We start from the raw sequence: 13,059 nt of genomic DNA, 5'->3' as shown, positions 1-13,059 counted from the left end.
CTCCGGCTTAGCGAATGCCCTGGGACGATTTCTCGATGACCTTGGCGGCCGTGTCCTTTTCGACGAAACTCGGACCGGAGGCGACGTTGCCTGCCGGAATCGTGCCGTAACGCGCATTCAATGCGAGGAAGGTCACGGGTAGATAGCCCTGAAGGTAGGGCTGCTGGTCAACGGCGAACAACGCCTTACCGTCAGCCACCGCCTTGAGGAAGCCCGCCGACAGGTCGTAGGACGCGACCTTCACCTTGTCGCCAGCGCCCATCTTCTCGACAACCGCGACGGCACGCTCGCCGACGAGCGGCGCAGAGAGACCAAGGACGACGTCGATCGATGGATCGGAGGTGAGCGCGGCTTGAATCTTAGCTTCGATCTCGGCCGGATCGGCCGATGTCGGCAGCACGGTCACCTTGCCGCCTTCGAAGCCTTTTTCCGTTCCTGCACAACGTTGATCGAGGGCCGCATTGCCCACTTCCTGATTGACGCACAGAACATGTTTCAGGCCGAGAGACTTCAGTTTTGCACCGACCTTGATGCCGGCTGGAAGTTCGTCCTGGCCGACATGCAGCTTGATGCCGAGCTTTTCGGCCGCGGAGATGCCGGAATTCATGGAGATTACCGGAATGCCGGCTGCCACGGCTTTCTGGATCGCCGGACCGAGGGCATCCGGATCAGGGTCTGAGATCACGATCCCGGCGGGGTTCTGGTTGGCGGCGGCTTCGATGAGCTGGCCCATAGCGACCATGTCGAAGGTTTCAGGCGCACGATAGTCAACCCGGACATTGCTGTCCTTGCCGGCCTGCATCATGCCGTTCTTGACGATCGACCAGAATGGATCGGATGCCTGGCCGTGGGTGACGGCGATGATCGTCAGTTGGTCCTGTGCACGTACGGCCGTTGAACAAGAAACGGCGATCCCGGCAGCCAGAATGCCACAGGCGAGTTTGCTGAGAATAGATTTCATGTTGGTCCTCCTCCTTGTGCCGCCCGCTCCTCAGGTCGGCAAAATGCAGATGCTACCGGGTGCAAATATCTTGCTACCGGGTGCAAGCAGGTGCATCATAGGCGTGAATGGGGTAAAAGCAAGCATTCATTTCACCGAAATCGCGAAATGGAATGTTTGTTCTATTTTCTCCGGAGGCAGCATGCGAAAGCGAGAGACGATCAGGCGAACCACGGCGAAGGAAGTTGCGGCCGCCGCCGGGCTCTCGAAGTGGACAGTCATTCGAGCCTTTACTCCCGGATCTTCAATCACAGAGGAGAGCAAGCGCCGCGTCATGGAAGCGGCGGCGGCGTTGAATTATTCGCCCAATCTGCTGGCACGAAGCCTTGCGACAAACTCCACGCGACAGGTCGCCGTCTTTGTCGACGACTTCCGCAACCCCCAGAAGCTTCCATTCCTTGAAACATTGACCGATCGCTTGCAGGCAGCCGGCCTGGTCGCCATGCTCATCAACATCAACAACCACTTCGATCACGTGCATGCATTACTACACGCGGATCAGCGGCAGGTCGACGCCGTCATTCTTTTTGGTACCGCGTTTCGCGACGAGACGCTGACGGATCGCCAGCTCGGCAACGGGATGCCGCCCATGTTCGTTCTGGCGCGGGATAGTCAGATTGACGGTGTGCCGGCAGTTGTATGTGACGCCGAGCTGGCTCTCCGGGATATCGTCAATCACCTGCATGAACGAGGATATCGGCGACCTGGCTTCATGAGTGGCGCGACCGCGCTTTCAACCGCTCTAAGACGACGCCAGCACTTCACGGATTTCTGGGCAGAGAAAGGTGTTAGCGAGATCGAATTGCTGTCAGCCGAGAAATATAGTGCGGAGGCCGGAGCGGAATCTGTCCGCAACTATCTATCTCAAATGGCACCTGCCGACCGGATCGATGTTCTCATGTGCGAGAACGATATCCTGGCATTGGGAGCCATCGATGAAATTCGCGGAAGGCACGGGCTGAGAGTGCCTGAAGACATTGCGATCGTCGGTTTCGACAACTACGAACTAGGCGGCTCGTCTGCCTATAGCCTCACAACCTACGAGCAGCCCCGGCACGAAATGGTGGAGGCGATCATTGGAATGATCGTTGGAACCATCGAAGCCGAAACAGTCACGCTCCCCGGTAAACTGATCATCAGAGGTTCGACGTGATATCGGTAATAGACAGACCGGAATCCATCCATTTCTACGAGACCATTGGTGGCACGGGCACCATCCCTGCCTGCAACAGCTCCGTGATTTTATCACGATCGGCAGCGCGACCGAACAAAAAGCCTTGTGCAAATGGACATCCCAAACGCGCAAGATCGCTTGCTTGATTTGTAGTCTCTACACCCTCGGCTACCATCCGCACGCCGAGGCCGGCGGCCATATCAAGCAGAGCCTTGACTATCGTTTCACCACGATCGTCAGATATCCGGTCGACGAAACTCTTATCGATCTTGATTATGTCAACGGGGAACTCGAGGAGGTGGGTTTGAGATGCGTAACCCGTTCCGAAATCATCCAAAGCCACGAGCAATCCCTCAGTGCGAAGCTCCTCGATTAGCCTCAGTTTCGCGGCTGACAAGATCGACGACTGCAATTTCAGACAACGCTCACAGGAGACATTACAGGCCGCACATGAAGTTGTGCGCAAGCACGCGGTAATTCATGGCCGTTCCGTCCGCGCGTCAAAGAGTGGCGTGTACTCAATACAACGCCGTCAATTTTCACGCACGCGATGTGTTAAAAATGAGCAAAACCTTGCGGGCCGCTGGGCCGCCCTCCGTTAGGGCGGCCCATCAACAGCCTCGAAAAGTAAGTTCCTTCGATGCCAGGTCGCGAGCGATTGATAATAGTTGATAAACGGCCTATTTTTGTTCTGAATCACGTCAGATGGAGGACCGCATGATCAGTGCCGATCTGGGAAAGCAGCTCGAAAGCTATATTCAGCAACTTGTCGAGACAGGCCGCTATGGTTCGAAAAGCGAAGTCCTTCGGGAAGGTGTGCGACTGGTCCAGGACCGCGAGACCCGGCTTGCCGCACTCGATGCTTCAATCATGCGCGGCATTGCCGATGGAGATGCTGGCCGAACGAAGCCGGCGAGTGGTGTCTTCGATCGGCTCGAGGCCAAATACAGCGCGATGGCTGACAAGGCCGAAAAGTCGGCATGATCCTCGAGTTTTCCTACGAGGCGGAAAACGACCTTGAGCAGATCGCCGATTATATCTCAAGGGACAATCCCCAGCGCGCGCTGTCATTCATCCGAGAGCTGCGCAGCAAGTGCGAGGATCTCGTCGACAATCCGAACGGCTACTCCCTCGTCCCCCGCTACGAGCACCATGGTATCCGCCGGCGCGTCCATGGCAACTATCTGATCTTCTACCGCGTCGAATCCATGAAGGTAGTCATCGTCCATTTTCTGCATGGCACCACCGATTATGGGACCATGCTGTTCGGTGAATAGCTGCACGGGTCGATCCGAGACGAACGCCCTCTCAAACAGCGGAGCTAGGTGGCTGGCCTGTACGTCTTATCATCATCGCAAGCGCCCCTCGACCTCCGCAGCACTCAGCACCACCCTGATGCGGGTGATCCGAGCAGGAAGTATCCGCCGGCGAAGGTTGTACCTTCATTGATTTTCTCGCTTCCCGACCAGGACTGTGCGCGATTACGGATGCTGGCCGTTCCCACGTATAACCTCGCACTTGAACCAACTCGAACCGTCGACCCTCCTCCTATTCTAGTGAGGTGACCTTTGTTCATTGAAATTTTCGCGTCGGTTTGACGCCCGCTGCCAGCGTCGACGTTCACCTTGCGCTATACCGCAATCACATCCTGCTTGATCATTTCGCGATGCGGATCCCGGCGTCGTACCGCTCAGCAACGATGTCGATAAAGCGGTCCTCTATGGTCAGTTCAAGCTCGATCTCAGGGTAAGTCGCGGCGAGATCCGCAAGGATCGGCTCCAGCGATCTTCGACAATGCTCTCGCTGGAAAATTTAGGGTGTCGGTGGTTGCAACCGGCTACGGCAAGCTGCCTAAATCATTCCATTTGGACAACGCCTTGTCTAGTAGCCCGAAACCGTCAAGCCCGGGTTTTCGGCAAGGTCTCGCCCCAACTGGAAGCCATTCTCCGCTTACATTTTCGCTGAACGGCTCCGTTTCTGCGTCAATGTTCGAACACAAACGCCGTTTTTGCGCGATTTCCGCCGAGCGCTGTAGCGGGCCGATCGACCACACGGCGAGCTAATCTTCTGCCTCGAAAAACACTCTGCCCGCTAGATTTATGTCGTATTACGATATAAATTACGGTCGGGAGGATTGCTCATGACCAAGACGACCTATGAACCAACTTCGGATTTGGACCTCTTTGCCAAGCGCCTCGTTCGCAGTGCTACGCCGAAAAACACGCTTGAGCATTCGCCAACCGCAAACGAGCTCACCGACCTCAGGCTTCGGCTTGATGTGCGCCTTCGGGCTGGTCGAATGGATTTGAAACTTCTCGCCCTGGAATGGCGATATGACGTCGCGCTTTTGCTCGATCATATGCGCCATTGGATGTTCCAGTTGGATCGAGATTTCAATGGCTAGAAGATGCGCGAGTGGTATTCGACCGCCCCCATTTTGCCAAATGCGGCCTACGTGCCTCTACACGTTTCAAGCAGATCGTCGGCACCGAAGGGAACCAGTCCAAGGCAAAGTTGGTAGTTAGTGACTTCCGCCCAGTGGGTTTGGTCGCTAGCATGACCTCACTGAGGTTTAGGAGAACCGTCAGCCAATCGATAGAGGAATTTTCTTGCAAAGTTTCAATTGACCGTTTCCGATGACCGGGCGACACTTGCAACCTACAGCAAGGCAGGAGGGAAGACGATGGACGAGCCAGACCAATGGCGCCATATGGCGGCCGCGCCGAAAGACGGCAGTCGGATCCTCGTCACCATCCGGCCGTCCGAACAGGGGCCGGCACAAGTTGACCTCGCATATTGGTCGAATGGCGATCAGTTCGGTGCGGAAGGTTGGCGCGCCTCCGATTCTTCGCCCGGCTGCATCATCGAATATGCCGAGCCGGAATTGAAGTGCTGGATGCCGATGCCCTCGGCCAATCTCAGCCGCACCGCGATGCCCGCACCCTGGGAAGGCGACGATGCGGAGCAACTCGATGGGTCAGGCATCTGAGAATTCGCGCCGGCGTATCGCGAGGATTCGACAAGATGAGATCGGCAGAAGCGGTAGACCTCGTTGCGGATTTTCGGCGCGATGAGCTTGCGCAGGATCGGCCAAAAGACCGGACCCGCTAACCGACGCTACGAGCTCATCCGAGGCTTATCCGTGGACTTGCAACGGATGCTGCGGCAGAAATAGATATCGAACATCTCAGCGAATGCGCCGACGCGGTTACTGCCGATATCCCGGCTGTTTGTAGTATTGAAATCGCCAACACGAAGATTTAGATTTTGATCGTGTCTAGGGATATCTGCTTTTGCAGAGGTGGTCGCGATGATTATGAAGTATGCTCACCAGCGGGAGATACCACTGGATTCTGAAGCGCTGGACGTCTGCCAACGCGCATTCGATGCCACTTTGATCAAGCTGGATATCACACGCGAACATCAAGAAGCCGAGGTTATCGCGGCCTTCGTCATCAAACTGTACCAGCAGGGAGTTCACGAGGAGGAAAAGCTCTTCCAACTCGCCATGGCGGCAAGCGCCAGCCTGGACGTTTGACGACAACCGATGCAGATGCCGGCAATGCTTGCCAATGCACTTAATCCGCAAGGCGCACACCCCTCCTGGTCCGGCTGGAGACAATTCCTCAATAGAATCAGACCAGTGGCGGATCGACGCTGATGCCTTTCTCGACCATCCGAGTGTAGGCGTATCACGCCTGCCGTCGAGAGATCGATCAGACGCCTCGCATCGGTAAGCGGGAGAAAAGGACCGAACGTCCAGCAAGGTCAAGCCCGTGCTCCGCTAAGCCCGGCGACGACGAACGGCGGATTGAGCCGCAGCGCATCAAATAGCCTTAAACTGAGAGCGATAGTGTTCCATCATCGTCGCCCTCCTCTTTCGTAGTCCATCGAAAGACCGGTTGGCGCCCGCAGCGGCAGCGAATCCTTGCAGGTCAGCGTTTCAGAAAACCGACAAACTTGCTCGGACCATCCGCGGCAGACCGCTTTATGCTTTAGGGAGGAAAGACCTATGCATACCCAAAATCCCCTCGCTCCATCCCGGTTGGGGCCAGAGCTGTATGGTCCGGGAAAAGTCGAAACAATCGGCCCCCCATGCTCGCAAGTTTCCGATGAGACAACCAGAGAAGCCTATGAGCGTGGAGGCGCCGCCGGCATCCAAGAAAAGGAAGATGAAGAAAATCCCTATCCGGAAGGAACCTTGCTCGCGAAGGCTTTTGAACACGGCTATCTCGATGGGCAAAAGGCGCATCGATAGCCAAGGATCCAGCGGAACGAACGATCGGCTCCCATTTTCTGGTCGAGCAGCGAATCCCGAGGTTCGTGTCACGGGCACCGCTTGCCGGCAGTCAAAGGGATTCCGTCCGGGACGGCGAGGAGGATATTCATGAGCTCGATCATAAATGTTGGGTTTTCTCTCGTGTGGGAGGCGCCAGTCCTCATTCAGAAGGAGGGCTTTTACACGAGAATCATAAGCGGCCCCAGAGAGGCGCTTCGATATCTGCAAAAGGACTTCGAACAACGCTCGGGCCAACTCTATTGGAACGCAGTTTACTCCTGCACGAAAGCACTTCGGTATCGCTCCGCCCCTGAAATCGCCCGCCAGTATTTTATTTTTGCTTGTGGTGATGCCTGTATCGACGCCAAGTAGCGCTCACCGCTTGCCGCCTCATCAAAGATGCCGCGCATCTGCCTCGGCGACGAAGCCTCCATGCGATGGAGAATGCGTAGCCTAGTTCTCCGAGACCGCCGAGTGCGAAAGCCCTGTTAAATTGGACAATGAGGATGAGCGGAATCTTACTTCCGATCGCCGTCAATCCGGCGAGCCGCATCCTTTTCGTTGAGAATAGCACAAAAAATGCGGGCCTCCTTTTCGGGCAAACTCTCCAAAGCCCAAGTTGAAGGCTTTGCCGACTTGCCCGTAAACACATCGTAGACCGTCCAGGACAGATCTATTTCCTGGCGGAGGGCATACCGTCGGGTTCTACTTGTCATCGCATTCTCTTGAAGGATGGCGGCGACCAAGCGGTCTTTGCGTTCATCAATCCTGCCCACGATACCACGCAAAGGTCGAAGAACCGCTATAAGATGATCAAACCAATTGCGCCGGCGCCCAGGGCATTGCCGTGGCTTTAGCAGGAAGTACCCAATCGCCGTTCGCTACGCCTCACGCATCCAGGCCAATAATGCGTGCCATTATTCCTCAGGCCAGTTGAACCTACTTACTCCGAGGATGGGCAATCTGCCCATTTTGATCAGCGTTTAAGGCAGGCGCACACGAGCGGCCTCGCGCGGTTACGTGACGCGTGGCGCTCCAGGTACAGGTCGCAGATCCGCAATTGTTACGGCTTTGAGTTTGACTTGAGCCGCCCCTTCTTCTCCGGCGCCTCCGCCACGGGCTGGGCTAAGCGAAGGGCGCGGAGTCTCTCCGTCTTCTTGGCCCTGATGGCAGCCTCGGCGTCCATAATATCCTTTGCGGCAGCATTTGTCTGGGCCAACTTCGTTTCGGCCGTGATCTTGCCAGTTTTGAAAAACCGATCTTTTTTCGCAGTCATGCCTTACCTCTCAAGCGGTAGAGAATATGCCAGCCCTGCGCGCCGGTGGAGAGCTCCAAGGGCGGGACGCTCAGCGCGCCCGTCCGATTATTACTTTCTTTTTTGGCATCGGAAGAAGGCCTTCGCGCTGGGCTTGCTTGCGGGCAAGCTTGCGGCTCCGGCGGATCGCTTCGGCTTTTTCTCTCGCGCGCTTCTCTGAGGGCTTTTCATAAGCACTGCGGGCCTTCATTTCTCGAAAGAGGCCTTCGCGCTGCATTTTCTTTTTCAAAACGCGAAGCGCCTGATCGACGTTATTATCTCTTACATCTACTCTCAAGATTGTTCCTTCGGTTAGCGTTTTCTGATGCTGATTGCGCTCGAATTGACCCAGCTGGAAAGCTTCCCTTCCGGCATGGAGGACGCTTCTCGTGTTGGTGACGAGGATGCCGCAGCATCAATGTCGACCTGGAGGATGCGGCGTTCGAAATTCTCGGCGTCGAACTGAACACGGTATTGTGCGGTGCCCTGAGCCTCGGGCAAGCATGAAAGAATTCGACCGTATCCCGAAGGGCCGGAACTTCCCAGAACGCCGGACTTCAACAGGATTGTGTCACCGATCCGATAATGCCACTTTTGCATACGGTTCTCCGATGGGCAAAATAAAAGGCCGGGCATCACCCCGACCTCTCTGCACCATTCACTTCGCTGCCAGTACATCCGTGGTCAGCCTAAGCGAATGACAATTCATGCGGCCTGAAGATTGTCCGCCGAGCTCTTGCCGGACTTGCGGTCCTGGACAATGTCGTAGCGAATTTTCTGACCGTCGTTGAGCGAGCGCATTCCAGCGCGTTCAACAGCGGAGACATGAACGAAGACGTCCGTGTCGCCGTTATCGGGCTGAATGAAGCCGAAGCCCTTGGTGGCGTTAAACCACTTAACTGTACCAGTGTTCATAACGATTTCCTTTCGTAGCAATCGTTGTTATTCCCGCGATGCCTTGCGGGATTAGATCGATTATTTGAAAGGGAATCCGAGGAAGAGCATTGAGCCCTTGAGCGACGTCACAAGCAATGGTCGATGCCCCATACATAGCCTCTATTTCTGATTTGGCAATGTGCGTTCAAAAATAAATGAGACTTCTCGACCACCAGCTGGATAAATAAGATGCGACAATTGTCCACTACCCTGGAGGAAAAAGGAGGAAATCCCGCAGCGCGCTGGCAGTTTCGCAATGGCACTCTCAGTGCCGGTGAAGACAACCTCATTCACAAACAGGAGCGACGAATGATGAGGCCAGTTTTCGCTCGTTTCGGCTGCGGCGAAACGCCCAACGCCATTCGTTGGGTCTCGTCAAGGCTTGCTTCTTTTGACAAATCTGCGGCACCCGCATGAAATCCAGGAACCAAATCCTCAAGTGCCGGTTGGTGCAACTAATTGAATAGACCGATTCAATACAAGGAAATCGTGCAGGCCATCAGAAGCGACGGCTAGGAATCTGTGTGCCAACGATCGGCATCAGAGTTTGCATTGCTGCAGACACGCATGTGTATCGAAGTGAAATCCATTACAATCCGGTGTCGTTCGGGACGCCCGCGTACGATGCACGAGCTGCAAGTATCATGAAGGTGGATGAGAACGATGAATATACTCATAGCCGAAGACGAAGCGCTCATCGCATTTGACACTGCCTATACCGTGGAAGCTCTCGGCCATAAGGTCACCGGGCCCTTCGGAAGGGCTGACGATGCGAAAGCAGGGTCCGATGGCATAGAAATCGCCTTGGTCGACGTAAATCTTAGCGACGGCGAGACTGGCCCGGCACTTGCCGACTTCTTGTACAGAGGTGGCGCTACCGTTATATTCACCACCGGAAATCCTGAGATAGTCGAAAGCAACACCTCGGCTATTGGCATACTTGTCAAACCATATACCACCGTCGGGCTTACTCAAGCGATTGACTACGCCAGCGCCTATCGGATGGGAACACCATTGCCTCATCCAGGCATTCTTCATGTTCTCGGTTAGCCGGAAGACTGTTGTGGCCCTTGCCGGACCGCCATCACCTGTTGGTGAGATCCACCCCGGGAAGCCGTCACGCATTCTCGGCTGGTTTCATTGGCAGCCCACAGTCTCGCACATCGAACAGATGCCGTGCATTTACTTCCCGAACAATTGCTAAAAAAACGCCGTCGTCGCCATGCCGATCACGGCGGCGAACATCGCAAGGCACGAGGCCCAACCGAGGGCTTTCAAACCGCCTTGGATGACAAACTCCTTCATGACCTTACGATTCGATGCGATCAACATCAGGATGACCATAACCGGAACAGCGACGACGCCGTTGATCACCGCACTCCAAAACAAGGCCTTCATCGGCGGGATTGGTGTAAAATTCAAAAGCATACCCACCATCGTCGCCAACCCAATAGTCGTATAGAAGGCCTTGGCTTCGCTTGGCTCGCGCGACAGTCCCACTTTCCAGCGCGCTGCCTCGCTGACTGCATAGGCCGCCGAGCCGGCGAGAACCGGAACCGCCAGTAGACCCGTCCCTATGATGCCTGTCGCGAAGATAATCTTGGCAAAATGTCCGGCCAGCGGTTCTATCGCTTTCGCCGCGTCGACCGAACTTTCGATGTTGGTCGCACCTGCTTTATTCAGGGTGGCAGCGGTCGTCGTGATGATTGCAAGCGCGACGATGTTGGACGCGGCCATCCCAATCAGCGTGTCGAGCGTGATGCGCGTGTTCGCCTTTTCAGCTTCCTGCGGATGTTTGACGAGGGGTTCCTCACGTGGTTTCTCCTTTAGGTCTTCGGCCTCCTCAGAAGCCTGCCAGAAGAAAAGATAGGGACTAATCGTCGTCCCGAAGATCGCCACGATCATCGACCAGTAATTGGCGTCCCCCTTGAATGTCGGCAGCAACAGCCCGTGTATGAAGTTTGACCAATCAACATGGACAACGAACAGCGTCGCGATGTAGGAGAGCAACGCGAGGCTCAGCCACTTCAAGACAGCGACGTATCGCTTATACTTCAGAAATACCTGCAGGAGGATGCAGATCACACCGAAGGCAGCAACGTATATCAACGAATTGCCGCTGAGGAGTAGATGGGCCGCATCGCCCATTGCTCCGAGATCGGCGCCTAAATTGATAATATTCGCGACCAAAAGCGGAACAGTGATACTGACGGCGACCCATCTCGGGTAACATCGCGCCATGCTGCCTGCCAAACCCCGACCCGTGGTCCGACCGATGCGCGCACTGATCATTTGCACGGCCACCATCAGCGGATAGGTAAAGAGCAAAGTCCAGCTCGCGATATAACCGAATTGTGCTCCGGCTTGTGAGTAGGTGGCGATGCCGCTTGGATCGTCGTCCGAAGCACCCGTGACTAGACCCGGTCCAAGGATTTCCAACAACCGCGGTTTTGAAGGTTCAACGACAGCGCTTCTTTCGTCCAATCTATAGTCACTCATAACTGACTCCGAGCAGAAATCCGACGCAGCACATATCCGCTGATCTCGGTGCGAGTGAACCGCCCTTGCTGCTTGTTTGTTCCCTGGAAGCAGGCGGCACTAAAAATAATGCAACTCCAAAAACTTAGCGTCTGCGCTTACTCAATCTGTGCGTGCTCTTTCACAATATTTCGCGCCTGAAGGAACTTTCAGCGCCTATGTCGATTTGCTTCGTCAGTACAAGGAGGATCACCCGATATGGAAACACAACGGTCTTTCCAACGGCGCCGACCTATAAGGGGTGCTGCCTATTCCCTGGAAGATTTCCAGAAGAAATACGGTCTCGACGATGCCTTGGCCGAAAATCTTTTTATTCGCTTCGGCCCGTCTTCGATCGAGCTTGATCTGCTCATGGAGGCAAAGCGCCGAATTCTATCTTTCGATGAGCTGACGGAGGAGATACCATTGCGCTAGGCAGCACGATGAGCGTTGACACCTTCGGAACACTGGGGAACCTCAGTGGTGCGCCGCGAGCCCTCGCAAGCGTGGCTGCGGGATCGAAGGCAGGAGGATGTCGCGGGGGATACAATTTGTGAAAGCGTGAGCTGACGAAGAGACCCCTCTTCCAAGAAGGCCGTGTCTGAAAAAGCCCTAACCTTATCCGGGAGTGCCCTGCCGATATTGCGCCGGGCCTGCAAGTCTCATGTTTTCGACGCGCGCGCATTATTGCAGAAGATAATGTCGAATTGAATTTGTGTAGATTTAGCGATCTCCAGGTGGATCTCCCCAGAACACAAACGAAGGCTCCGGAACAAACCGTCTCGATCGCCGTTGCAATAGGCATCAGTTCATCTTCTGGAGGATAGTCAAATGGGTCGAGGTATTCTGCTCTGGCTTCTCGGTATTCCGTTGCCGATCGTTATTCTTCTTGTTCTCTTCACGCGATAGGAGGCGTCGATGTCGGCTGTTGAAGACGTACCAGCGGGAACCACTCCTATCGAATCGTCCAACCCCGCTATTGTCTGGGGTCCCATCATCGGAGGCGCCCTTGCCGCGACCGGGATTACCCTCATCCTTCTGCTGCTGGGATCAGGCGTCGGCCTTACGATGGTTTCTCCATGGTCTGGCCAGAGCGATTCGGCCACGAGCATCGGCATCACTGCGGCCATCTGGCTTGTGGTCGTTCAATGGTTGTCGTCAGCAATTGGTGGCTATCTCACGGGCCGCCTTCGCACCAAATGGGTTGAAGTCCACTCCGATGAAGTCTTTTTTCGCGACACGGCTCATGGGTTTCTGAGTTGGGCGCTGGCAACGGTGTTCGTGGCAGGGTTTCTCGCCTCTTCGTTGACTTCGCTGGCGAGTGCGTCTGCCAACGCCGCAGGTCAAGTCGTGCAAAACGCGGTGAGTGTTGGCGCTTCGGCTGCATCAGGACGCAATGCGGACCCGACCGCTTATTTTACCGACGCCCTTCTCCGGCCTGCAAAAACGACAGATCGCGCTCAATCTGACAATGGAGCTGCGGCGGCCGAAATCTCGCGAATTCTCTTGCAAGGTGCAGCCAGCGGCCAGCTCCCGGACGGAGACAAATCTTATATTGCGACGATTATCTCCGCCCGCACGGGCCTTCCCGAAACGGATGCCCGCAACCGTGTCGATACGGTGCTTAAGCAAATCGATGATGCTAAGTCGGCGGCAAAAGAAGCGGCTGACAAAGCCAGGAAGACGGGCGCAACAACCGCACTGGTTGGCTCCCTGTCGCTTCTGGTCGGCGCATTCATCGCGTCGGCGGCGTCAGCCCTTGGCGGTCGTCAGCGCGACGACGAAGAGGATTTGCTCATTGGCGCGCGCGGCCGACGCCTTTGAGCCACAACTGCAAGCGATTTGCTCTGCGTCATTGC

17 protein-coding genes are annotated in these 13,059 nt (G+C 55.6%); 12 read left to right on the top strand and 5 right to left on the bottom strand.

Annotated elements, in window-relative coordinates:
* Positions 1-7: 7 nt before the first annotated feature.
* Complete coding sequence (locus tag HGP16_RS26115; RefSeq protein WP_168842876.1) at positions 8-961, bottom strand: sugar ABC transporter substrate-binding protein; 954 nt, start codon at positions 959-961, stop codon at positions 8-10.
* Positions 962-1,142: 181 nt separating this feature from the next.
* On the opposite strand from HGP16_RS26115, the gene HGP16_RS26110 reads away from it, so the two are divergent.
* Positions 1,143-2,153: a LacI family DNA-binding transcriptional regulator gene (locus HGP16_RS26110; protein ID WP_168842953.1), complete on the top strand. Its 1,011-nt coding sequence runs from the start codon at positions 1,143-1,145 to the stop codon at positions 2,151-2,153.
* A 34-nt stretch (positions 2,154-2,187) separates the two neighbouring features.
* Here the strand turns inward: HGP16_RS26110 and HGP16_RS26105 are convergent, their stop codons facing one another.
* Positions 2,188-2,571, bottom strand: coding sequence for an EAL domain-containing protein (locus tag HGP16_RS26105; RefSeq protein WP_281408258.1), 384 nt, complete (start codon positions 2,569-2,571; stop codon positions 2,188-2,190).
* A gap of 320 nt (positions 2,572-2,891) precedes the next feature.
* Here HGP16_RS26105 and HGP16_RS26100 point away from each other — a divergent pair, with 320 nt between their 5' ends.
* The 7 genes from HGP16_RS26100 (at position 2,892) to HGP16_RS26065 (ending at position 6,825) form a co-directional block, all read left to right on the top strand.
* Positions 2,892-3,158 (top strand): type II toxin-antitoxin system ParD family antitoxin, encoded by a 267-nt coding sequence (locus HGP16_RS26100; RefSeq protein WP_168842875.1) that lies wholly within the window; start codon positions 2,892-2,894, stop codon positions 3,156-3,158.
* Positions 3,155-3,451: a type II toxin-antitoxin system RelE/ParE family toxin gene (locus HGP16_RS26095; protein WP_168842874.1), complete on the top strand. Its 297-nt coding sequence runs from the start codon at positions 3,155-3,157 to the stop codon at positions 3,449-3,451. Before HGP16_RS26100 ends, HGP16_RS26095 begins: the two co-directional genes overlap by 4 nt.
* Positions 3,452-4,314: 863 nt before the next feature.
* Complete coding sequence (locus HGP16_RS26085) at positions 4,315-4,578, top strand: hypothetical protein (protein WP_168842873.1); 264 nt, start codon at positions 4,315-4,317, stop codon at positions 4,576-4,578.
* 279 nt (positions 4,579-4,857) lie between these two features.
* A complete protein-coding gene (locus HGP16_RS26080) occupies positions 4,858-5,163 on the top strand; it encodes a hypothetical protein (RefSeq protein WP_168842872.1) in 306 nt (101 codons plus the stop codon).
* Between the two features lie 321 nt (positions 5,164-5,484).
* A complete protein-coding gene (locus HGP16_RS26075) occupies positions 5,485-5,712 on the top strand; it encodes a hypothetical protein (RefSeq protein ID WP_168842871.1) in 228 nt (75 codons plus the stop codon).
* Positions 5,713-6,186: 474 nt separating this feature from the next.
* The gene (locus HGP16_RS26070; RefSeq protein ID WP_168842870.1) at positions 6,187-6,432 is read left to right on the top strand and encodes a hypothetical protein; all 246 of its coding nucleotides are present in this window, start codon (positions 6,187-6,189) and stop codon (positions 6,430-6,432) included.
* Between the two features lie 129 nt (positions 6,433-6,561).
* Complete coding sequence (locus tag HGP16_RS26065) at positions 6,562-6,825, top strand: DUF982 domain-containing protein (RefSeq protein WP_168842869.1); 264 nt, start codon at positions 6,562-6,564, stop codon at positions 6,823-6,825.
* A gap of 974 nt (positions 6,826-7,799) precedes the next feature.
* Here HGP16_RS26065 and rpsU read toward each other — a convergent pair.
* Both rpsU and HGP16_RS26055 read right to left on the bottom strand, forming a co-directional pair.
* A complete protein-coding gene (gene rpsU, locus HGP16_RS26060) occupies positions 7,800-8,045 on the bottom strand; it encodes a 30S ribosomal protein S21 (RefSeq protein WP_168842868.1) in 246 nt (81 codons plus the stop codon).
* Between the two features lie 407 nt (positions 8,046-8,452).
* Entirely contained in the window at positions 8,453-8,662 is a 210-nt protein-coding gene (locus tag HGP16_RS26055; RefSeq protein ID WP_168842867.1) for a cold-shock protein, read from the bottom strand.
* A gap of 210 nt (positions 8,663-8,872) precedes the next feature.
* On the opposite strand from HGP16_RS26055, the gene HGP16_RS26050 reads away from it, so the two are divergent.
* Together HGP16_RS26050 and HGP16_RS26045 are read left to right on the top strand one after the other, a co-directional pair.
* Complete coding sequence (locus HGP16_RS26050) at positions 8,873-9,100, top strand: hypothetical protein (RefSeq protein ID WP_168842866.1); 228 nt, start codon at positions 8,873-8,875, stop codon at positions 9,098-9,100.
* 246 nt (positions 9,101-9,346) lie between these two features.
* On the top strand, positions 9,347-9,733 hold the full coding sequence (locus HGP16_RS26045; protein ID WP_168842865.1) for a response regulator: 387 nt from the start codon (positions 9,347-9,349) through the stop codon (positions 9,731-9,733).
* Positions 9,734-9,883: 150 nt separating this feature from the next.
* Here the strand turns inward: HGP16_RS26045 and HGP16_RS26040 are convergent, their stop codons facing one another.
* Positions 9,884-11,182 (bottom strand): NRAMP family divalent metal transporter, encoded by a 1,299-nt coding sequence (locus tag HGP16_RS26040; RefSeq protein ID WP_168842864.1) that lies wholly within the window; start codon positions 11,180-11,182, stop codon positions 9,884-9,886.
* 237 nt (positions 11,183-11,419) lie between these two features.
* On the opposite strand from HGP16_RS26040, the gene HGP16_RS26035 reads away from it, so the two are divergent.
* Together HGP16_RS26035 and HGP16_RS26030 are read left to right on the top strand one after the other, a co-directional pair.
* The gene (locus HGP16_RS26035; RefSeq protein WP_168842863.1) at positions 11,420-11,635 is read left to right on the top strand and encodes a hypothetical protein; all 216 of its coding nucleotides are present in this window, start codon (positions 11,420-11,422) and stop codon (positions 11,633-11,635) included.
* Positions 11,636-12,118: 483 nt separating this feature from the next.
* On the top strand, positions 12,119-13,024 hold the full coding sequence (locus HGP16_RS26030; RefSeq protein ID WP_168842862.1) for a hypothetical protein: 906 nt from the start codon (positions 12,119-12,121) through the stop codon (positions 13,022-13,024).
* Positions 13,025-13,059: the final 35 nt, after the last annotated feature.

Source organism: Rhizobium sp. P40RR-XXII, from assembly GCF_012641405.1.
Taxonomy (GTDB): domain Bacteria; phylum Pseudomonadota; class Alphaproteobacteria; order Rhizobiales; family Rhizobiaceae; genus Rhizobium.
This window is presented reverse-complemented; position numbering and strand designations above follow the sequence as displayed.